The 22,169-nt window shown below is 70.8% G+C and carries 6 protein-coding genes and 1 pseudogene; all 7 read left to right on the top strand.

Annotation, left to right across the window (positions count from 1 at the left end):
• Window positions 1–19 precede the first annotated feature (19 nt).
• Window positions 20–766: a hypothetical protein gene (locus F8S13_20345; GenBank protein KAB8141157.1), complete on the top strand. Its 747-nt coding sequence runs from the start codon at window positions 20–22 to the stop codon at window positions 764–766.
• Window positions 767–945: 179 nt separating this feature from the next.
• Complete coding sequence (locus F8S13_20350; protein ID KAB8141158.1) at window positions 946–1,242, top strand: hypothetical protein; 297 nt, start codon at window positions 946–948, stop codon at window positions 1,240–1,242.
• The gene (locus tag F8S13_20355; protein KAB8141159.1) at window positions 1,238–3,340 is read left to right on the top strand and encodes an NAD(P)/FAD-dependent oxidoreductase; all 2,103 of its coding nucleotides are present in this window, start codon (window positions 1,238–1,240) and stop codon (window positions 3,338–3,340) included. Before F8S13_20350 ends, F8S13_20355 begins: the two co-directional genes overlap by 5 nt.
• Before the next feature lie 19 nt (window positions 3,341–3,359).
• Window positions 3,360–14,513 carry an amino acid adenylation domain-containing protein gene (locus F8S13_20360; protein KAB8141160.1) on the top strand — a complete coding sequence of 3,718 codons (11,154 nt, stop codon included), beginning with the start codon at window positions 3,360–3,362 and terminating at the stop codon, window positions 14,511–14,513.
• A 63-nt stretch (window positions 14,514–14,576) separates the two neighbouring features.
• A pseudogene (locus tag F8S13_20365) lies at window positions 14,577–17,699 on the top strand (type I polyketide synthase).
• 1,331 nt (window positions 17,700–19,030) lie between these two features.
• Window positions 19,031–19,807 (top strand): ABC transporter ATP-binding protein, encoded by a 777-nt coding sequence (locus tag F8S13_20370; GenBank protein KAB8141161.1) that lies wholly within the window; start codon window positions 19,031–19,033, stop codon window positions 19,805–19,807.
• Window positions 19,755–22,169 carry an FtsX-like permease family protein gene (locus F8S13_20375; protein KAB8141162.1) on the top strand — a complete coding sequence of 805 codons (2,415 nt, stop codon included), beginning with the start codon at window positions 19,755–19,757 and terminating at the stop codon, window positions 22,167–22,169. Before F8S13_20370 ends, F8S13_20375 begins: the two co-directional genes overlap by 53 nt.

Raw genomic sequence — 22,169 nt, forward strand, 5'->3', positions numbered from 1 at the left:
CAGGTTTAAGGAGCGTGCAATGAACAGTGAAGATCGCAGCATCCTACGGTTCGGGGCCTACGCCTCGCTGCTTCTCCCGGTGGCCTACGCGGTGATGGGCATCGCGCTGATGCTCGACCCGGTGGAGCAGTACCGCGACGAGCGCTACTGGACAACCCTGGCACAGATTCCCTACTACACCTACACCTGGCGCATCGCCTTCGGCTTTGTGGGCCTGCTCGCGCTGGCCGTCATCCCGGCGGCGGTGCGGCTGGCCCGCCCCGACGACGGCAAGGGCGCTGGCGCGCTCAACTGGTTCACGATCATCGCCTACCTCGGCTCGGCCTCGCTGGCCATTGACTGCTTCCGTGGCGTGTTTCTGGTGAAGGATCAGCTTCTGAGCGCCTATCAGACCGGCGAGCAGTCCTTTATGCTGGCGGCCAAGGTGGCGGTGGGCGGCGGCACCGATGTGAACGGCGTGTTCCAGTACGGCGGCGTGGGCCTGTGGTATACGCTGGTGGGCCTGCTGCTGCTGCGCCGCAAGGATCTGCACCCCGGCCTGGCCTGGTTCGCCATCGCCACGGGCGTGGACTATGTGCTGACCCTGATCTTCGGCCTGACCGACTGGTTCATCCCCGGCACCCAGATCGCGATGATGGCGCTGCTGGCCATGCTGGGCGGCACCATCCTGGCCCCTGGCTTCCACATCTGGCTTGGCGTGGTGCTGCTGCGCCGCACCGCCCAGCCCCAGACTGCGGCTACCATCGCGCCTGTTGCGGCGGATTAGTAGGCTTTCTCTGCGCCCTGGGATTATGCCCAGGGCGCAGATGACATGAATGCGCCTGAAAAGGTAGTAAAAGTGAGCATACGTCAAGAGATTGTTTTCATAAAGAAAAAGTGCGGATGCGCTGTTTTGAGCCTGATGAGTGAGTAAATAGCTGGTAGATTGAGAGAATGGTTGGTAGATTGGCAGAAGGTCAGGGGGAACTGGCAGAAGGTCAGGGGGAACTGGCAGAAGGTCAGGGGGAACTGGCAGAAGGCCAGGGGGAACTGGCAGAAGGTCAGGGGGAACTGGCAGAAGGTCAGGGGGAACTGGCAGAAGGTCAGGGGGAACTGGCAGAAGGCCAGGGGGAACTGGCAGAAGGTCAGATCTATGAGCAGAGCAAAGAGCCAGCCCAGCACTATTGGGGCAGCGCAGTGGGGAAAAGAAGAGCACGCATCGGATTGCAAGCGATAGATGGCCCATCATCACTGAACAATTGACGATAAGGAGCAGACCGTGGAAATACCCTGGGATGCAATTATTATTGGCGCGGGACTAGGCGGCCTCTCGGCGGCGGCGCACCTTGCCAAGGCAGGCAAGCGCGTGCTGGTGCTAGAGCAGGGCAGCGGGCCGGGCGGCTACGCCCACGGCACCCAGCGCGGCGACTACTACTTCGACTTCAGCCTGCACAGCATGGACGGCATCAGCCCGGGCGGCTGGGCGCACGCCGCCCTGCGCGACCTGGGCGTGCTGGATGAGGTGCAGTTCACGCGGCTCGACCCCTACTACGTCACGCGCTTCCCCGAGCACGAGGTGACGGCCCACGCCGACCCGGTGGCCTACGAGGCCGAGCTGATCCGCCAGTTCCCCGACGAGGCCGACAGCATCCGCTCGCTGTTCGACGAGATGTTCGCGATCTACCGCGAGACCCACCGCATGCGCGCCGACGGCGACATGGACCTGCCCGGCGGCCCCGACGCCATGCCCAAGCGCTACCCCCACCTCATCCACGCCATCACCGAGAGCTGGGGCCAGCTGGTGGCCCGCCACATCCGCGACCCCAAGCTGCAGGCGATCATCGGCACGCTGTGGACCTACTGCGGCCTGCCGCCCGCGCGCCTGAGTGCCCCGGCGCTGGCGCTGGTGTGGGGCAGCGCCCACCACTACGGGGCCTACTACCCGCGCGGCGGCTCCATGGCCCTGAACCACGCTCTGGAGCGCGTGATCGCGCTGGGCGGCGGCGAGCTGCGCTACGGCCAGCGGGTCGAGAAGGTGCTGGTGCGCGACGGCCTGGTGTGCGGCGTGCGCACCGCAGGCGGCGAGGAGCTGCCCGCCCAGGTGGTGATCTCCAACGCCAGCGCGCCCAGCACGTTGCTGAAGATGGTGGGCGGCGAGCACCTGCCCGCAGGCTACCTGACCCGCGTCGACACCACGCCCGACTCGCTCTCGACCTTCAACATCTTCATCGGCCTCGACCGCGACTTCGCCGCCGAGGGCTGGCCGCCCCACGAGCTGTTTATCTCCGAGGACTACGACCTCGACGGGCAGTACGAGGCCATCCAGCGCGGCGACTGGGAGCGCGTGCCGCTGGTGATCGCCCACTACACCCACGCCAACCCCGACGCGGCCCCCAAGGGCGGCGCGGTGATGACGATCATGGCGCTGGCCCCCTGGGCCTACGCCGACACCTGGGGCACCAAGGGCGATCTGGCCAGCTACAGCACTAGCTCCGAGTACCAGCGGATCAAGCAGGAGGTGGCCGACGTGCTGCTGCGCCGCGCCGAGCAGCATGTGCCCGGCCTGCGCGCCGCCGCCCGCGTGATCGAGATCGCCACCCCGCTGACCAACGCGCAGTACACGCTCAACCGCAGCGGCGCGGTGTTCGGCTACGAGCAGTCGGTGGAGGGCATGTACCTGTGCCGCCTGACCGAGGCCACGCCGATTGCCAACCTGTTTCTGGCGGGCGCGTGGACAGTGCCGGGCGGCGGCCAGTCGGCGGCGCTGCTCTCGGGCATGGATGCGGCCAAGCACACGCTGGGCTATCTGGCGGGCGACCCGCACGTGCCCCAGGCCGAGCAGGCCTCGCTGGAGCGGGCGCTGGGCGCGCCGCAGGGTGCGGTGGCCGTGGGCCAGCAGGCCCCCGAGTTCCGCATCACCGCCGTCGGCTCGGGCCGCGAGGTGAGCCTGGCCAGCAGCCTGGGCCGCCCGCTGGTGCTGGTGTTCGCCAGCCAGGGCACCACGGCGGCGGTGGGCGAGATCAATGCCGCCGTGCGGGCCGCGCTGCCGCTGCCGGGGCAGGCCACCGTGGCCAGCATCTTCGACTTCGGCAACGTGCCCGCCCTGTTCCACGGCATGATCACCTTTATGCTCAAGCGCGCCTACAAGGAGTCGGCGCAGGGCGTGCCAGCGGGCTTCGACCCCGCCGACTACGTGATGATCCTGCCGGACTGGAGCGGCCAGGCCTGCAAGGCCTACGGCATCGGCGGTGTCGAGAAGCAGGCCGCCGTGGTGGTGATCGACCGTGGCGGCGTGGTGCAGGGCGTGTTCCAGGGTGACGATCTGGCGGGGCAGACCATGCGCCTGCTCCAGTGGATGTGATATCAGCGAGGAGAAACCCGTGACCGAATCACGAGACCGTATCGCCGAGCTGTCCCCCGCCAAGCGCGAGCTGCTGGCGCGGCGGCTGGCCCAGAAGCGCGGCGACAGCGCCCGCGCCATCCCACGGCGGGCCGAGCTGGCATCCACCCCGCTCTCGTTCGCGCAGGAGCGCATGTGGTTCATGGACCAGCTGATGCCGGGCAGCGCGCTCTACACCATGGCGGGTGTGGTGCGCATGGTCGGCCCGCTGGATGAGGCCGTGCTGGTGCGCAGCATGGAGCAGATCGCGCTGCGCCACGAGGTGCTGCGCACCACCTTCCGCGAGCAGGGCGGCGCGCCCATAGCCGTGGTGGCCCCCGCGCTAGGCATGGAGCCGCTGCGCCACGACCTGCGCGGCCTGCCCGAGGCCGAGCGCCCCGCCCAGGCCCAGCGCCTGATGGCCGAGGAGGTGCGCCGCCCCTTCGACCTGGCCACTGGCCCGCTCATCCGCCTGACCCTGCTGCGGCTGGCCGACGAGGAGACCCTGGGGCTGCTGACCATGCACCACATCATCTCCGACGGCTGGTCCACCGGCGTGCTGTTCCGCGAGTTTGTGGCCATCTACCAGGCCTTCGCCGCAGGCCAGCCCGACCCGCTGCCGCCGCTGGCCATCCAGTACCCCGACTACGCCGCCTGGCAGCGCGCGCGCCTGGCCGGACCGCTGCTGGAGGAGCAGCTGGCCTACTGGGCGCAGCAGCTGGCGGGCTGCCCGCCCGTGCTCGACATGCCCACCGACAGGCCGCGCCCCGCCGCGCCCAGCTTCCGGGGCGGGCGCGTGCCGGTGGCGCTGCCGCCCGCCCTGGCCCAGGCCCTGGCCGACCTGAGCCGCGCCGAGGGCGTGACGCTGTTCATGACGCTGCTGGCGGGCTACACCGCGCTGCTCTCGCGCTACAGCGGCCAGAGCGATTTGGTGGTGGGCGTGCCGGTGGCCGAGCGCAGCCAGCCCGAGGCCGCCGGCCTGATCGGCTGCCTGCTGAACACCCTGCCGCTGCGCGCCGACCTAGGCGGCCAGCCCAGCTTCCGCGAGCTGCTGCGGCGCACCCAGCGCACCGCGCTGGCGGCCTACGCCCACCAGGAGCTGCCCTTCGAGAAGCTGGTGGATGAGCTGCAGCTTGAGCGCACGCTCAGCCACGCGCCGCTGTGCCAGGTGGCCTTCAGCTTCGAGGAGAACCCGGCGGGGGCGCTTCAGATCGACCGCCTGCGCATGCAGTTCGAGGAGATCGACACCGGCACCGCCAAGCTCGACCTGGGCCTAGAGCTGAACGAGACCCGCGCCCTCGACCAGCCCTCCCAGATCGACGGCTGGCTGGAGTACAGCGCCGACCTGTTCGACCACGCCACCGCCGAGCGCATGGCGGGCCACCTGGTGACGCTGCTGGCCAGCGCCGCCGCCCAGCCCGATGCGCCCGTGGCCGAGCTGCCCCTGCTGAGTGAGGAAGAGCAGCGCCTGCTGCTGGTGGACTGGAACGCCACCGAGGCCGACTACCCGCAGGATGTGTGCATCCACCAGCTGTTCGAGCGCCAGGCCGAGCGCACGCCCGACGCGGTGGCGCTGGCCTACGGTGAGGCCACCACCAGCTACCGCGAGCTGAACGAGCGGGCCAACCAGCTGGCCCACGCGCTGCGCGGTCTGGGCGTGGGGCCGGAGGTGCTGGTGGGCCTGTGTGTCGAGCGCTCGCCCGAGGCCGTGGTGGGCATCCTGGGCATCCTGAAGGCGGGCGGGGCCTACGTGCCGCTCGACCCGGCCTACCCGCCCGAGCGGCTGGCTTTCATGATCGACGACGCCAGCGTGGCGGCGGTCGTCACCTGCGGCGAGGCCGCACTGGGCGAGCAGGGCGGCTGGGCGCGCATCGACCTGCGCGCCGACGTGGCCACGCTGGCCGCGCAGCCGCGCACCAACCCCGCGCCCAGCGCCAGCGCCAGCAGCCTGGCCTACGTCATCTACACATCCGGCTCCACCGGCAGGCCCAAGGGCGTGATGGTCGAGCACCGCGAGCTGGTGCACCACACGCTGGGCTTTGTGGAGAGCCACGAGCTGAGCGAGGCCGACCGCGTGATGCTGTTCGTGTCGCTCAGCTTCGACGCGGCGGCGGCGGTGCTGTTCCCGCCCCTGGTGATCGGCGCGACGTTTGTGATCCCCGAGATCCCCAGCGCCGAGCTGACGGGCGCGGCGCTGACCCAGTTCTGCGAGCGCCAGCAGGTGACGGTGATGCACCTGCCCGCCTCGGTGTGGCACCAGTGGGTGGATGTGCTGGCGGCGCGGGGCGAGCCGTTCCGCGTGCCGCTGCACGTGATCCTGACGGGCGGCGAGGCCCCATCGCTGGAGAAGCTGCGGGCCTGGGCGGCGCTGACCAAGCGGCCCATGATCTTCCTGAACGCCTACGGCCCGACCGAGGCCGTGATCACCACCACGCTTTACAAGACCCGCTGCGACGAGGCCACGGTGGCTGCGCTGACCCGCATCCCCACGGGCCGCCCAGTGCAGAACAAGAAGATCTACCTGCTCGACCAGCACATGCAGCCCGTGCCCGTGGGCGTCCCCGGCGAGGTCTACGTGGGCGGCATCGGGCTGGCGCGCGGCTACCTGGGCCAGCCCGAGCTGACGGCGCAGAAGTTCGTGCGCGACCCGTTCGGCCCCGAGGGCGCGCGGCTCTACCGCACGGGCGATTTGGCCCGCTACCTGCCGGATGGCAACATCGAGTTTGTGGGCCGCGCCGACCAGCAGGTGAAGATTCGCGGCTTCCGCATCGAGCTGGGCGAGATCGAGAGCGCGCTGCGCCAGCACCCGCAGGTGCGCGAGGCGGCGGTGGTGGTGCGCGGCCAGGGCGGCGACAAGCGGCTGGTGGCCTATGTGGTGCCGCAGGGCTATGCCCCCGCCGCCGCCGAGCTGCGGGCCGCGCTGCGCCAGGTGCTGCCCGCCCACATGCTGCCCAGCGCCTACGTGGCGCTGGATGCGCTGCCGCTGACGCCCAACGGCAAGCTGGATGAGCGCGCCCTGCCCGCCCCCGACGCCAGCGCCGACGACGGCGCGGCCCCGGCGCTGGCCCCGCGCACCCCCGCCGAGCGCGCGCTCGCCCAGATCTGGGCCGAGGTGCTGGGCCTGGCCCAGGTGGGCGTGGACGCCAACTTCTTCGAGCTGGGCGGCCACTCGCTGCTGGCCACGCAGGTGATGTCGCGCGTGCGCGAGGCCTTCGGCGTGGATCTGCCGCTGCGGCTGCTGTTCGAGGGGCCGACGGTCGAGGCCCTGGCGGCGCATCTGGATGCGCCCGCCGCGCCCGCCGCGCCCGCCATCGCCCCCGCCGAGCGCTGCGGCCCGCTGCCGCTGTCGTTCGCGCAGCAGCGGCTGTGGTTCCTGGCCCAGCTTGAGCCAGACAGCCCGTTCTACAACACGCCCGCCGCCGTGCGCCTAGATGGCGCGCTGGCTGTGGATGCGCTGGAGCGAGCGCTGGGCGAGATCGTGCGCCGCCACGAGGCGCTGCGCACCACCTTCCAGCTGGTGGATGGCCAGCCCGCCCAGGTGGTGGGCCAGCCCGCCGCCGTGGAGCTGCGCCGCCACGACCTCGCGGCGCTGGCGGGCGAGGAGCAGGAGCGCCAGCTGCGCGCCCTGATGGCCGAGGAGGCTCGCCGCCCCTTCGACCTGGCGCGTGGGCCGCTGCTGCGCACCACGCTGCTGCGGCTGGCCGATCAGCGCCACATCTTCCTGCTGAACATGCACCACATCGTCTCCGACGACTGGTCGACCGGCGCGCTGGTGCGCGAGATCGGCGCGCTCTACGCCGCCTTCGCCGCAGGCCAGCAGCCCGATCTGCCGCCGCTGCCCATCCAGTACGCCGACTATGCGATCTGGCAGCGCGGCTGGCTCCAGGGCGATGTGCTGGATGAGCAGCTGGGCTATTGGAAGCGCCAGCTGGGCGGATCGCTGCCCGTGCTGGACATGCCCGCCGACCGCGTGCGCCCGCCGGTGCAGACCTACCGAGGCGCGCGGCTGCCTTTCACACTGGGCCTGCCGCTCAGCGCCGCCGTGGCCGACCTGAGCCGCAGCCTGGGGGCCACGCCCTTCATGACGCTGCTGGCCGCATTTAAAACCCTGCTCTACCGCTACACCGGCCAGGCCGATGTGGTGGTGGGCACGCCTATCGCGGGCCGCAACCACGTGGAGATCGAGCACCTGATCGGCTTCTTCCTGAACACGCTGGCGCTGCGCACTGATCTGGCCCAGGCGGCCAGCTTCCGCGCGCTGGTCGAGCAGGTGCGCGAGGTGACCCTGGGGGCCTACGCCCACCAGGATCTGCCCTTCGAGCGACTGGTCGAGGAGCTACAGCCCCAGCGCGACCTCAGCCGCTCGCCAATCTTCCAGGTGATGTTTGTGCTGCACAACGCCCCCGCCGCGCCGCTGGCCCTGCCAGGGCTGGCGCTCGCGCCGGTAGAGCTGCCAAACGAGACCGCGCTCTACGACCTGACGCTCTCCATCACCGAGGGCGAGCAGGGTATGACCGGCTGGTGGGAGTACAACACCGACCTGTTCGACGCGGCCACAGTGGAGCGCCTGCACGGCCACTTCGCCCGCCTGCTGGGCGCAGCCCTGGCCGACCCGGCGGCCCGCCTGCTCGACCTGCCGCTGCTGGCCGAGGCCGAGCGCGAGGCCGCGCTGGCCCAGGGCCGCGCCGCGCCCAGCGCCTACCCCAGCGGCCAGTGCACCCACGAGCTGGTGGCCGCCCAGGCCGCCCGCACGCCCCAGGCCGTGGCCGTGCAGTGCGGCGACCGCGCCCTGAGCTACCGCGAGCTGGATGAGCGCTCGAACCAGCTGGCCCGCCACCTGCGCGGGCTGGGCGTCGGCCCCGAGGTGCTGGTGGGCCTGTGCTCCGAGCGCTCGCCCGAGATGCTGGTGGCGCTGCTGGGCATCCTGAAGGCGGGCGGGGCCTATGTGCCGCTCGACCCGGCCTTCCCGCCCGAGCGGCTGGCCTACATGCTGCACGACTCGCAGGCCCCCGTGCTGCTGACCGAGCACGCCCTGCGCGACCACATCCCGGGCCACGCCGCGCAGGTGCTGTGCCTGGATGCTGACTGGGGCGCGGTGGTGGGCCACAGCAGCGCCGCGCTGGAGCCGCTGGCCACGCCCGATGCTCTGGCCTACGTGCTCTACACATCCGGCTCCACCGGCAGGCCGAAGGGCGTGCAGATCCCGCACCGCGCGCTCACCAACTTCCTCTGGTCGATGCGCGAGGAGCCGGGCATCCGCGCCGACGACGCGCTGCTGGCCGTCACCACGCTGTCCTTCGACATCGCCGGGCTAGAGCTGTACCTGCCGCTGATCGTGGGCGCGCGGGTGGTGCTGGCCACGCGGGCCGACGCCGCCGACGGCGCGGCGCTGCTGGGCCTGATCGAGCGGCGCGGCGTGACGGTGATGCAGGCCACCCCGGCCACCTGGCGGCTGATGCTGGGGGCGGGCTGGCGCGGCACGCCGGGGCTGAAGATCCTGTGCGGCGGCGAGGCGCTGCCCCGCGAGCTGGCCGATAGGCTGCTGGAATGCGGCGAGTCGCTGTGGAACATGTACGGCCCCACCGAGACCACGATCTGGTCGGCGGTGGACCGCGTGCTGCCCGGCTCGACCATCTCGATCGGCCACCCGATCGCCAACACCCAGCTCTACGTGCTCGACCCGCAGGGCCAGCCCGCGCCGCTGGGCGTTCCCGGCGAGCTGCTGATCGGCGGCGACGGCCTGGCGCGCGGCTACCTGGGCCGCCCCGAGCTGACGGCGGAGAAGTTCGTGCGCGACCCGTTCGGCCCCGAGGGCGCGCGGCTCTACCGCACGGGCGACCTAGTGCGCTACCGCGCCGACGGCCAGCTCGAATTCCTCAGCCGGGTCGACTTCCAGATCAAGATCCGCGGCTTCCGCATCGAGATCGGCGAGATCGAGGCCGTGCTGGCCAAGCACCCTGGCGTGCGGCAGGCCGTGGTGGTGGCCCGCGACATGGGCCGCGCCGCCGGGGCCGACCTGGCGCTGGTGGCCTACCTGCTGCCCGACCCCGCCGCCGCGCTAGAGCCGGAGGAGCTGCGCCGCTTCCTGAAGGAGCAGCTGCCCGACTACATGGTGCCCGCCGCCTTCGTGCCGCTGGACACGTTCCCGCTGACGCCAAACGGCAAGATCGACCGCAAGGCCCTGCCCGCGCCCGAGTCGCTGCGGCTGGAGCCGAGCACGGCCTATGTCGCGCCCAGCACAGGGCTAGAGCAGCAGATCGCCGCGATCTGGCAGGACGTGCTGCGCATAGAGCGGGTGGGCGTCGACGATAGCTTCTTCGACCTGGGCGGCCACTCGCTGTTGATGGCCCAGGTGCACGCCCGCCTGCGCGAGCAGCTTGGCCGCGAGGTCGCGATGCTCGACCTGTTCCGCTTCCCCACCGTCGGCGCGCTGGCCCGCTTCCTGGGCCAGGGCGAGCAGGCCGCGCCCGCCCAGCCAGGGCAGGCCCGCGCCGAGCTGCGCCGCCAGCTTGGCCAGGCCCGCGCGGCGGATGTGGCCATCGTGGGTATGACCGGGCGCTTCCCCGGCGCGGCCAGCGTCGAGGATTTCTGGCAGAACCTGACGCAGGGCGTCGAGTCGATCCGCTTCTACAGCGAGGAGGAGCTGCTGGCGGCGGGCGTCGCGCCCGAGCTGCTGCGCGACCCCAGCTACGTGCGGGCCAACGCGCCGATCGACGGGGCCGACCTGTTCGACGCGGGCGTGTTCGGGATGACGCCCAAGGAGGTCGAGATTATGGACCCCCAGCAGCGCCTGCTGCTGGAGTGCGCCTGGGAGGTGCTGGAGCGCGCCGGGTACGACTCCGAGCGCTACGCGGGCCGGATCGGCGTGTTCGCCGGGGTCAGCCTGAACACCTATCTGCTGAAAAACATCTCGTCGAACTGGGACGATCTGCTCCAGTACGCCGGGTTCCACCAGCTCTTCGTCGGCAACGACAAGGATTTTGCCGCCACCCGCGCATCCTACAAGCTGAACCTGCGCGGTCCCAGCGTTACCATCCAGACCGCCTGCTCCACCTCGCTGGTGGCGGTGCACGAGGCCAGCCAGAGCCTGCTGCGCGGCGAGTGCGACATGGCGCTGGCGGGCGGCGCGATGGTGAAGGTGCCGCAGGCCGAGGGCTATCTGTACCAGCAGGGCGGCATCGCCTCGCCCGACGGCCACTGCCGCGCCTTCGACGCGGCGGCCAGCGGCACCACGCGGGGCGACGGCGTGGGTCTGGTGGCCCTGCGGCGGCTTGAGGACGCCCTGGCCGACGGCGACCAGATCTACGCGGTGATCAAAGGCTCGGCCATCAACAACGATGGCGCGGACAAGGTGGGCTACACCGCGCCCAGCGTCAGCGGCCAGGCCGAGGTGATCGCCGAGGCCCTGGCGGTGGCGGGCGTCCACCCCGAGAGCATCGGCTATGTCGAGGCCCACGGCACTGGTACGCCGATGGGCGACCCGATCGAGATCGCCGCGCTGACCCAGGCCTACCGCGCCCAGACCCAGCGTGCTGGCTTCTGCGCGGTCGGCTCGGTGAAGACCAATATCGGCCACCTCGACACGGCGGCGGGCGTGGCGGGCCTGATCAAGGCTGCGCTGGCGGTGCGCCACGGCCAGATCCCGCCCAGCCTGCACTACAGCGCGCCTAACCCCAGCATCGATTTCGCCAGCAGCCCGTTCTACGTGAGCGCGGCGCTCGCACCCTGGCGCGATGGCGATGAGCTGCGGCGGGCGGGCGTCAGCTCGTTTGGCATCGGCGGCACCAACGCCCACGTGGTGATCGAGCAGGCCCCGCTCCTGGACGACTCCGACGCGGCGCGGCCCTGGCAGCTGCTGGAGCTCTCGGCCAACACGCCCAGCGCGCTGGATGCCCAGGTGGCCAACCTGGCCGCGCACCTGCGCGCCAACCCCGAGGCCAACCTGGCCGATGTGGCCTACACGCTGCACACGGGCCGCCGCATCTTCGCCCACCGCCGCACCCTGGTGGCCCGCGATGCCGCCGACGCCGCCGAGGCGCTGGCCCAGGCCGACCCCGCGCGGCTGCAGGCGGGCCTCGCGCCCCAGCACGAGCTGCCGGTGGCCTTCATGTTCTCCGGCCAGGGTGCGCAGTACGCCCACATGGCCAGCGGCCTCTACGCCAGCGAGCCGGTGTTCCGCGCCGCGCTCGACCGCTGCGCCGAGCTGCTGCGCCCCGCGCTGGGCCGCGACCTGCGCGAGCTGCTCTTCCCCGCCGAGCCGCTGGAGGGCAACGGCCTGCTGGACCAGACCCAGTACACCCAGCCCGCGCTCTTCGCGGTGGAGTACAGCCTAGCCCAGATGTGGATGGCCTGGGGCGTGCGTCCCAATGCGCTGATCGGCCATAGCATCGGCGAGTATGTGGCCGCCTGCGTGGCGGGCGTGCTCGGGCTGGAGGATGCGCTGGCGCTGGTGGCCGCCCGTGGCCGCCTGATGGCCACGCTGCCCGCAGGGGCGATGCTGGCCGTGGCCCTGCCCGAGGCCGAGCTGCTGCCGATGTTAGGCGAAGGGCTGGATCTGGCCGCCGTCAACAGCCCCGGCATGGCGGTGGTCTCTGGCCCCGCCGAGGCGGTGGATGCGCTGGCCCAGGCGCTCGCCGCCCGCGACATCCACACGCGGCGGCTGCACACCTCGCACGCCTTCCACTCCGCGATGATGGACCCCATCCTCGACGCCTTCGCCGAGGTGGTGCGCGGGGTCGCCCTTCACGCCCCGCAGCTGCCCTACATCTCGAACGTGACCGGCGGCTGGATCACCGCCGAGCAGGCCACCGACCCGGCCTACTGGGTGCGCCACCTGCGCGGCACGGTGCGCTTCGCGGATGGCCTGGCCGCGCTGCTGGCCGACCCGGCCTGCGCGCTGCTGGAGGTCGGCCCCGGCCAGACGCTGGCCTCGTTCGCCCGCCAGCAGCCCCAGCGGGCCGCGCTTACCCTCGGCTCGCTGCGCCACCCCAATGAGAAGACCGACGACCGCGCCTTTGCGCTCGGCTCGCTCGGGCGGCTTTGGCTGGCTGGCGCGAAGGTGGACGCCGCCGCGCTCTACGCTGGCGAGCGCCGCCAGCGCGTGCTGCTGCCCACCTACCCCTTCGAGCGCCAGCGCTACTGGATCGAGGCCCGGCAGGGTGTGGCCGCCGCGCCCAAGCTGGCCAGCGACGCCAAGCTGGCCGACATGGCCGACTGGTTCGCCACGCCGGTCTGGCAGCCCTCCGCCGAGGCCGACAGCTTCGACCCCGCGAGCCTGCTGGCCCAGCCCGCCTGCTGGCTGATCTTCGCCGACGGCCTGGGCCTGGCCCCGGCGCTGGCGGCGCGGCTGCGCGCCCTGGGGCAGGATGTGGTGCTGGCCAGCCCCGGCGCGGCCTACGCCAAGCTGCCCGGCGGTGCCTACACGCTGCGCCCCCGCGCCGCCGAGGACTACGCCGCGCTGCTGTCCGATATGGCTGCGTCGGGCCGCGTGCCGCGTGCCATCGCCCACCTGTGGAGCATCCAGCCCGCCGATGCGCTGCCGCTGGCGGCCCGCGTCGAGCAGGCCCAGGATCTGGGCTTCTACAGCCTGCTGCTGCTGTCGCAGGCCCTCGGGCGGCAGGTGCTCGCGCCCGTGTCGCTGGCCGCTGTCACGCGGCAGATGCAGGCCGTGGCGGGCGGGCGGGCCAGCTTCCCCGAGCAGGCCACGGTGCTTGGCCCCTGCCTGGTGGTGCCGCAGGAGTACCCCCACATCGCCACGGCCAGCGTCGACCTGGGCGCAGCCGAGCTTGAGGGCGCGGCCCGCGCCGAGCTGGTCGACGCGCTGATCGCCGAGCTGGCCACGGCCCCCGTCGAGCGCCAGGTGGCCTACCGCGATGGTCAGCGCATGGTGCTGCGCTTCGCGCCCGCCCGCCTGGAGCCGAGCGCCGCCGCCCCGCGCCGCCTGCGCGAGCGCGGCGTCTACCTCATCACCGGCGGACTGGGCGGTATTGGCCTCACGCTGGGCGGCTACCTCGCCACGGCCGCGCGCGCCCGGCTGGCGCTCACCAGCCGCGCGGGCTTCCCCGCCCGCGAGGAGTGGGGCCGCTGGCTGCTGTCCCACAGCGCGCAGGATGAGACCAGCCAGCGCATCCGCCAGCTCCAGCATCTGGAGGAGCAGGGGGCCGAGGTGCTGGTGCTGCGCGCCGATGCCGCCGACCCCGCCCAGATGCAGGCCGCTGTCCAGGCCACGCTCCAGCGCTTCGGGTCGCTGAATGGCGTCATCCACGCCGCCGGCCTGCTGCGCAACGAGCCGATCCAGTCCAAGAGCATCGAGGCCGCCGAGAGCGTGCTGCTGCCCAAGGTTCAGGGCACGCTGGCGCTGCACGCCGCGCTCCAGGATGTCCAGCTCGACTGGATGCTGCTCTGTTCGTCGCTCACATCCGCCATCGGCGCGATCCAGACGGCGGACTACAGCGCCGCGAACGCCTTCTTGGATGCCTTCGCCCGCAGCACGCTGGCCCAGGGTCGGCTGGTCATCTCGGCCAACTGGGACAACTGGCAGGGCGTGGGTATGGCCGCCGCAGGCCCCGAGCTGCCCGCCGCCCAGCGCGAGTGGCGCGAGGAGGAGCTGCGCAAGGGCATCCTGCCGGAAGAGGGTGCCGAGGTGTTCGCGCGGCTGCTGCACCGTCGCCTCGGCCAGGTGCTGATCTCGACCCGCGATCTCGCGGCCAGGATCGCCCGCACCACCGCCGCCGCCGCGCCCGCGCCGGATCTGCCCGCCGCCCCGGCCCGCGCCGCGCACCCGCGCCCCGCGCTGGCCACGCCCTACGCCGCGCCGCGCAGCCCGCAGGAGCAGCAGGTGGTGGCGATCTGCAAGGCGGTGCTGGGCATCGAGGATGTGGGCATCCACGACAACTTCTTCGAGCTGGGCTGCGACTCGCTGATCGCCATCCAGTTCATCGCCCAGCTCAAGCAGGCGTTTGGCGTGCAGCTCTCGCCCGTCACCCTGTTCGAGTCGCCCACGATCAGCGCGCTGATGCCGCACCTCGCGCCGCAGCCCGCCGATCTGCCCGCGCCCGAGGCCGCCGAGCCAGCCGCGCCCGTGCGCGAGGGCCGCGCCACATCCCGCGCCGAGATGGCCCGCCGCCGCGCCGCAGCCCGCCGTGGCGAGGAGTAGCGACCTGTTCCGCCCGCGCGGGGTGCGCCTGCGCGGGCAGCCTAACCAACTGCGAGGAATACTATGAGCGACAACGACTCTTTTGAGTATAGCAACGACATCGCCATCGTCGGCATGGCCGGTCGCTTCCCAGGCGCTGGCGATGTAGACACGTTTTGGAAAAATCTCTGCGACGGCACCGAGTCGGTCTCCTTCTACACCGAGGAGCAGCTGGCCGAGGCGGGCGTGAGCCAGCAGCGCCTGGCCGACCCCAACTTCATCCGCGCCGGGGCCGAGCTGGATGGGATCGAGGATTTCGACGCCTCGTTCTTCGGCTTCGTGCCGCGCGAGGCCGAGATCACCGACCCGCAGCAGCGCCTGTTTTTGGAATGCGCCTGGCAGGCGCTTGAGAACGCGGGCTACGACCCCGAGAGCTACCCGGGCGCGATTGGTGTCTACGGCGGCTCGGGGATGAACACCTACCTGCTGAACAACCTGCTGGCCAACCGCGCCATGGCCGAGTCGCTGGGCTTGGAGCAGGTGATTATCGCTAATGACAAGGATTTCCTGGCCACCCGCGTCTCGTACAAGCTCAACCTAACAGGCCCCAGCCTCAGCGTCCAGACCGCCTGCTCGACCTCGCTGGTGGCGGTTCACCTGGCCGCGCAGAGCCTGCTGAATGGCGAGTGCGACATGGCGCTGGCGGGCGGCGCTTCCGTTCAGGTGCCGCAGCGAGGCTACCAGTACCACGAGGGCGGCATCCTTTCGCCCGATGGCCACTGCCGCGTGTTCGACGCGCAGTCGCAGGGCACGGTTTTCGGCAACGCGGTGGCCCTGGTGGTGCTCAAGCGCCTGGCCGACGCCCAGGCCGACGGCGACCAGATCTACGCGGTGATCCGTGGCTCGGCCATCAACAACGATGGCGCGGTCAAGGGCGGCTTCACCGCGCCCAGCGTGGCTGGCCAGTCCAAGGTGGTCAGCGAGGCGCTGGCCGTGGCGGGTGTGCCCGCCGAGACCATCGGCTATGTGGAGGCCCACGGCACCGGCACGGCCATGGGCGACCCGATTGAGATCGCGGCGCTGACCAAGGCCTTTGGCCCCACATCCAAGCGCCAGTTCTGCGCCATCGGCTCGCTGAAGGCCAACGTGGGCCACCTCGACCGCGCCAGCGGCGTGACCGGCCTGATCAAGACCGCGCTGGCGCTGAAGCACGAGCTGCTGCCGCCGCTGGTGCACTACATCGCTCCCAACCCCAAGATCGATTTTGCCAACAGCCCGTTCTATGTGAATGCGGCGCTCTCGCCATGGCGTTCAGGTGCCGAACCGCGCCGCGCTGGCGTCAGCTCGCTGGGCATCGGCGGCACCAACGCCCACGTGGTGCTGGAGGAGGCCCCTGAGCTGCCGCCCACCAGCCCCTCGCGCCCCTGGCAGCTGCTGCTGCTCTCGGCCCGCACCCCCAGCGCGCTGGAGGCGGCCAGCCGCAACCTGGCGGCGCACCTGCGCGCCCACCCCGAGGCCGATCTGGCCGATGTGGCCTTCACGCTCCAGGCGGGCCGTCGCGCCTTCGGGCAGCGCCGCGCGGTGCTGTGCGCCACCCGCGAGGAGGCCATCGCCGCGCTGGAGGGCGGCCTGCCCGAGCGCACGCTGGGCGGCAGCCACGACCACGCCGAGCGCCCGCTGGCCTTCCTGTTCCCCGGCCAGGGCGCGCAGTATGTGCAGATGGGGCGCGGCCTCTACGAGAGCGAGCCGGTGTTCCGCGAGGCGATAGATGCCTGCGCCGAGCTGCTGCGCCCCGCCCTGGGCCGCGACCTGCGCGAGCTGCTCTTCCCCGCCGACGATGCCGCCGCGCACGCCGAGCTGCTGGGCCAGACCCAGCACACCCAGCCCGCGCTCTTCGCGGTGGAGTACGCGCTGGCCAAGCTGTGGATGTCGTGGGGCCTCAAGCCCCGCGTGATGATCGGTCATAGCATCGGGGAGTATGTGGCCGCCTGCCTCGCGGGCGTGTTCTCATTGGAAGATGCGCTGGCGCTGGTGGCCGCCCGTGGCCACCTGATGCAGCGCGTGGCCCCCGGCGCGATGCTCTCCGTGCCGCTGGCCGAGGCCGATCTGCTTCCCCTGTTAGGCGAAGGGCTGGATCTGGCGGCGGTCAACGCCCCCAGCCTGTGCGTGGTCTCCGGCCCGCAGGCCCAGGTGGCGGCGCTGGCCCAGCGGCTGGCCGCCCAGGGCGTGGAGACGCGGCCACTGCACACCTCGCACGCCTTCCACTCGGCCATGATGGAGCCGGTGCTGGAGGAGTTCGCCCAGGTGGTGCGCGGCGTGCGCCTGAGCGCCCCCACGCTCAAGCTGATCTCCAACCTCACCGGCCAGCCCCTGACCGCCGCTGAGGCCACCGACCCGGCCTACTGGGTGCGCCACCTGCGCCAGACCGTGCGCTTCGCCGATGGCATCGCGGCGGTGCTGGCCGAGCCGGGGGTGGTGCTGCTGGAGCTTGGCCCTGGCCGCGTGCTCAGCACGCTGGCGCAGCAGAACCGCGCGGGCGGCGCTCCGGTGGTGGCCATCACCTCGCTGCGCCACCCGCAGGATGCCGCGCCCGACCAGGCCGCGCTGCTGGGCGCGCTGGCCCGCCTGTGGCTGGTCGGCATCGCCCCGGTGTGGGCGCAGTTCTACGCGGGCGAGCTGCGGCGGCGCGTGCCGCTGCCCACCTATCCCTTCGAGCGCCAGCGCTACTGGATCGAGGCCCCGCGCGAGGCCCAGCCCGTGCTTGAGCGCGGCCTGGGCGAGCGGGCCACCGCCAGCGCGCCGCAGGCCGCCGCGCCGCAGCCGCAGGCCGCCGCGCCCGCCCTGCACGAACGCCCCAGCCTGCCCACGCCCTACGTGGCCCCCCGCAACGAGATCGAGCAGGCTGTGGCCGAGATCTGGCAGGAGCTGCTGGGCATCGCGCCCATCGGCGTGTACGACAACTTCTTCGAGCTGGGCGGCCACTCGCTGCTGGCCACCCAGGTGGTCTCGCGGGTGCGCCAGTCGCTGGCCATCGAGGTCTCGCTGGGCAGCGTGTTCAACGCCCAGACCATCGCCGATTTTACGGTGGCGCTGGCCCAGGCCATGGCCGATCAGGTGGATGGCGACGCCCTGGCGGGCCTGCTCTCCGAGCTGGAGGGTGGCGACGACGCCGAGCTGGCCGCGCTGCTGGCCGATCTAGAGGGTGACGACGACGGCGGCGGCCAGATTGCCGCGCTGCTGGATGAGATCGAGGCCGAGCCTGCGGTGGCGCTGGCCGCGCCCGTGGCGGCGGATACCGCCGACCACGCCCGCTTCGAGGTGGACACGGCGGGCCTCTCGCTGCCCGACCTGATCCAGAACAATCTCACCGCCGCTAATCCGCATGGCGAGGTGATCAAAGATCGCACGCGCCAGTTCTACAACAGCATCAGCGAGCATCTTTCCACCAGCGTGTTTGGCGAGTTCGCCACCTTCCTCAACTACGGCTACGTGGCCGATGGCAGCCCCGAGTACGCCCCCGTCGAGCTGCCAGTCAACACCGTCAACCGCAACAGCCTCAAGCTCATCCTTGAGGTGATCGGCCAGTGCGACCTGAACGGCAAGGACGTGCTCGACATAAGCTCGGGGCGCGGCGGCACGCTGGCGGCGGTGGCCCACTACTTCCGGCCCCGCCGCATGGTCGGCGGCGACCTCTCGACCGCCAACATCGCCTTCTGCCAGCGCCAGTATGCGGGCAAGGGCATCACCTTCCAGCTTGAGGACGCCGACCACCTGTCGTTCGCCGACGGCTCGTTCGACGTGCTGATCAACGTCGAGGCCTCGCACCTCTACCCCAGCATCTACCGCTTCTACAGCGAGGTCTGGCGGGTGCTGCGCCCCGGCGGCTGCTTCCTCTACACCGATCTGCTCGATGCCCGCTACCAGAGCACCAACCTGCCCATGCTGCGCGAGCTAGGCTTTGTGGTCGAGCACGACCGCGACATCACCGCCAACGTGCTGCTCTCGTGCGACGAGGCGGCCCGCCGCAACATGCGGGCCTACACCACCCAGGAGGGCGGCAGCGAGCGGCTCAACGCCTTCCTGGCCGCGCCGGGGTCGGGGCCGTACCAGGAGTTGGCCGAGCGCCGCCTGAACTACCGCATCCTGCGGCTGCGCAAGCCCGCCTAGCGCCCGCGCGGGTCTGCGGGGAAAGCACCTATTTCCTCGCAGGCCCGCATCGGTCATTTTTAAAATAAACGGGCATGCGGTTCATGAAATAATTTGCGATGAAAAATAATAATCGCTTTCATTGTGATGTTACCTTCAAGAATTGTCGGATCTTATCAGAGAATGAAAATTGGCCCGCTATAATCAAAAATGAACCATTCTTTGTGGAAAAGAGGGCAGATCTATCTCATTGCTACAAGTGGGATTGGTTTTTCTTGGGGGCTGCGCCCCCAGTTCCCCCGCTTTGCGCTTCGCGCGTTTGTAGATTTGGATAGGAATGGTATACCCCCGTGCGACATGTCGCGCGGCCCAGATAGCCCCAGGAGGAAGTCGTGTTCACACGCTGGTTAGGCCGCTCCCCCGCCCCGCCCCAGCCCCATGGGAGCGCGCCCCTGATCGAGCTGCGCGCCGTCACCAAGACTTACCAGAGCGCCGCTGGCGGTTTCACCGCGCTGCGCGGCATCGACCTGCAGGTGCGCCACGGCGAGTTTGTCGCGGTGGTGGGCAAGTCGGGCAGCGGCAAATCCACGCTCAGCAACATGATCACCGGTATCGACCGCCCCACATCCGGCGAGGTGCTGGTGGCGGGCACCGCCGTGCACACTCTGAGCGAAAACCAGATAGCCCAGTGGCGCGGGCGCACCATCGGCGTGGTTTTCCAGTTCTTCCAGCTGCTGCCGGTGCTCACCGTGCTGGAGAACGTGCTGCTGCCCATGTACCTGTGCAAGCTGTGGATGCCGCGCGAGCGCCAGGCCCGCGCCATGCACCTGCTGGACCAGATGGAGCTGGCCGACCACGCATCCAAGCTGCCCGGCGCGCTCTCGGGCGGCCAGCAGCAGCGCGTGGCCATCGCCCGCGCCCTGGCCAACGACCCGCCGATCATCGTGGCCGACGAGCCGACCGGCAACCTCGACTCGCGCACCGCCGATGCGATCTTCACGCTGTTTGCCCAGCTGGTGGCGGGCGGCAAGACCATCCTGATGGTGACGCACGATCAGGATCTGGCCAAGCGCTCCTCGCGCGCGGTGGTGGTGGCCGACGGCGCGATTGTGCAGGATGATGCCCGCGCTCTGGGGATGGCGGGCGCGCTGGGGGTGGCTCGTGCATAACCCGTTCGCGAGCAAGGTGCTGCGCGACCTGTGGGGCAGCAAGGCCCGCACCGCGCTGGTGGTGCTCTCCATCGCTGTGGGCGTGTTCGCCGTGGGCATGATGGCCGCCTCGCAGTCGGTGATGGCCAGCAACATGGACGCCAGCTTCCTGGCCATCAACCCATCCAGCGCCCAGCTCACCACCACCGATCTCGATGACGACGCCGTGCGCGCCGTGGGCAACATGCGCGAGGTGGCCGCCGTGGATGCGCGCTATCAGCTGATCGTGCGCGCCAAGGGCGGCGACGGCGCGTGGCACGACCTCCAGCTCTTCATCCTGCCGAACTTCGATGATATCGCCATCAACACGGTCGTCTCCGAGAGTGGCGCGTGGCCGCCGCCCAAGCGCGAGCTGCTGATCGAGCGGGCCGCGCTGGGCATGCTGGGCAGCAACGAGGGCGACACCATCACTATCGAGACCGCCAGCCGCAAGCAGCGCCAGGCCCGCGTGGCCGGTGTTGCCCACGATCTGCACCAGTGGCCCGCCAACTTCGGCGTCACGGCCTATGGCTACGCCACCTTCGACACCCTGAGCTGGCTGGGCATCGACCGCGCCTACAACCAGATCGCCATCGTGGCCGCCCAGCAGCCCTACGACAAAGATCACGCCCACGCCGTGGCCACGCTGGTGAAGGACCAGCTGGAGAAAAACGGCCACACCGTCCACGCCATCAACATCCGCGACCCCGGTAAGCACAACGCCTACGGCCTGGTGCAGTCGCTGGCCATGATGCTGGGCATCATCGGCGGGGTGGCGCTGGCGCTCAGCGGCTTTTTGGTGGTGAACACGGTGTCGGCCCTGCTCACCCAGCAGCTGCGGCAGATCGGCGTGCTCAAGACGTTTGGCGCGAGCACCGCGCAGGTGGTGGGGCTGTACCTAGGGCTGGTGGCCTGCTACGGCGTGCTGGCGCTGGCGGTGGCGCTGCCGCTAGGCATGGCCGGGGCGCGCTGGTTCTCGGGCTTCGTGCTCACCATGTTCAACTTCGATCTGGTCAGCTTCAGCTTCCCGCCGGGGGCGCTGGCGCTGCAGGTGGTGGTGGCGCTGGTGGTGCCGGTGCTGGCCGCGCTGCTGCCGGTGCTGCGCGGCGCGCGCGTCACCGTGCGCGAGGCCATCGGCGGCGCGGGCGAGGAGCCGCGCGCGGGGCGGGCCTGGCGCATTGGGCTGCGCTCGCCGCAGTGGGTGCTGGCGCTGCGCAACACCTTCCGCCGCAAGGGGCGGCTGGCGCTCACGCTGATCACGCTGACGCTGGGTGGGGCCACCTTTATCTCGGTGGTGAGCGTGCGCGGCGCGCTGTACCTTACGCTCGACCAGGTGCTGCAGTACTGGAAGTTCGACCTGGATGTGGCCTTCCAGCAGCCCTACTCGAACGCGCAGGTGCTGCAGGCGGCGCTGGCCGTGCCGGGGGTGCGCTCCGCCGAGGTCTGGGGCAGCGCCGGGGCCTTCCGCGTGCGCCCCGATGGTAGCGAGCACGACCAGATCACGCTGAGCGCGCCCGCCGCCAGCTCGTCGCTGATCGTGCCGATCATCCAGGATGGCCGCTGGCTCATCCCCGAGGACGAGAACGCGGTGGTGGTGAACAGCGCCTTCCTGCTCTCCGAGCCGGATGTGAAGGTGGGTGACATCATCGATCTGAAGATCGGCGGGAAGGAGAGCGACTGGCGCGTGATCGGCATCGCCAGCGGCCAGATCCAGGGCGCTGGCCCGATCGCCTATGTGAACCGCGACTATCTGGCCCGCCTGACCGACCAGATGGGCCGCACCAGCCGGATCGTGATCGAGACCGAGGCCCACGATGCGGCCACCCACGCCCAGGTGCGCCAGGCGCTTGAGCAGCAGCTTAAAGCCCAGCATCTCTACGTGCAGACCATCACCGCCAGCTCCGACATCCGCATGAGCATGGCCAGCATCTTCGACATCTTCGTGCTCTCGACCGTGGTCACGGCCCTGCTGCTGGCGGTGGTCGGCGGCCTGGGCCTGATGGGCCTGATGAGCCTGAACGTGATGGAGCGCCAGCGCGAGATCGGCGTGCTGCGGGCCGTGGGCGCGGACACCGCCGCGATGCTGGGCATCGTCATGGCCGAGGGCATGGCCATCGGCGTGGTGAGCTGGGTGCTCTCGGTGGTGGTGGCCATCCCGCTCAGCTGGGGCTTTGGCTACGGCGTCGGGGCGGGCTTTTTGAGCATGCCGCTGGCCTACAACTATTCGATCGAGGGGGCGGCGCTGTGGGGCGTGATCGCCATCGCGCTGGCCGCGCTCTCCAGCTTCTTGCCCGCATGGCACGCCGCATCGATCACGGTGCGCGATGTGCTGGCCTATGAGTAG

The organism is Chloroflexia bacterium SDU3-3 (assembly GCA_009268125.1).
GTDB lineage: Bacteria > Chloroflexota > Chloroflexia > Chloroflexales > Roseiflexaceae > SDU3-3.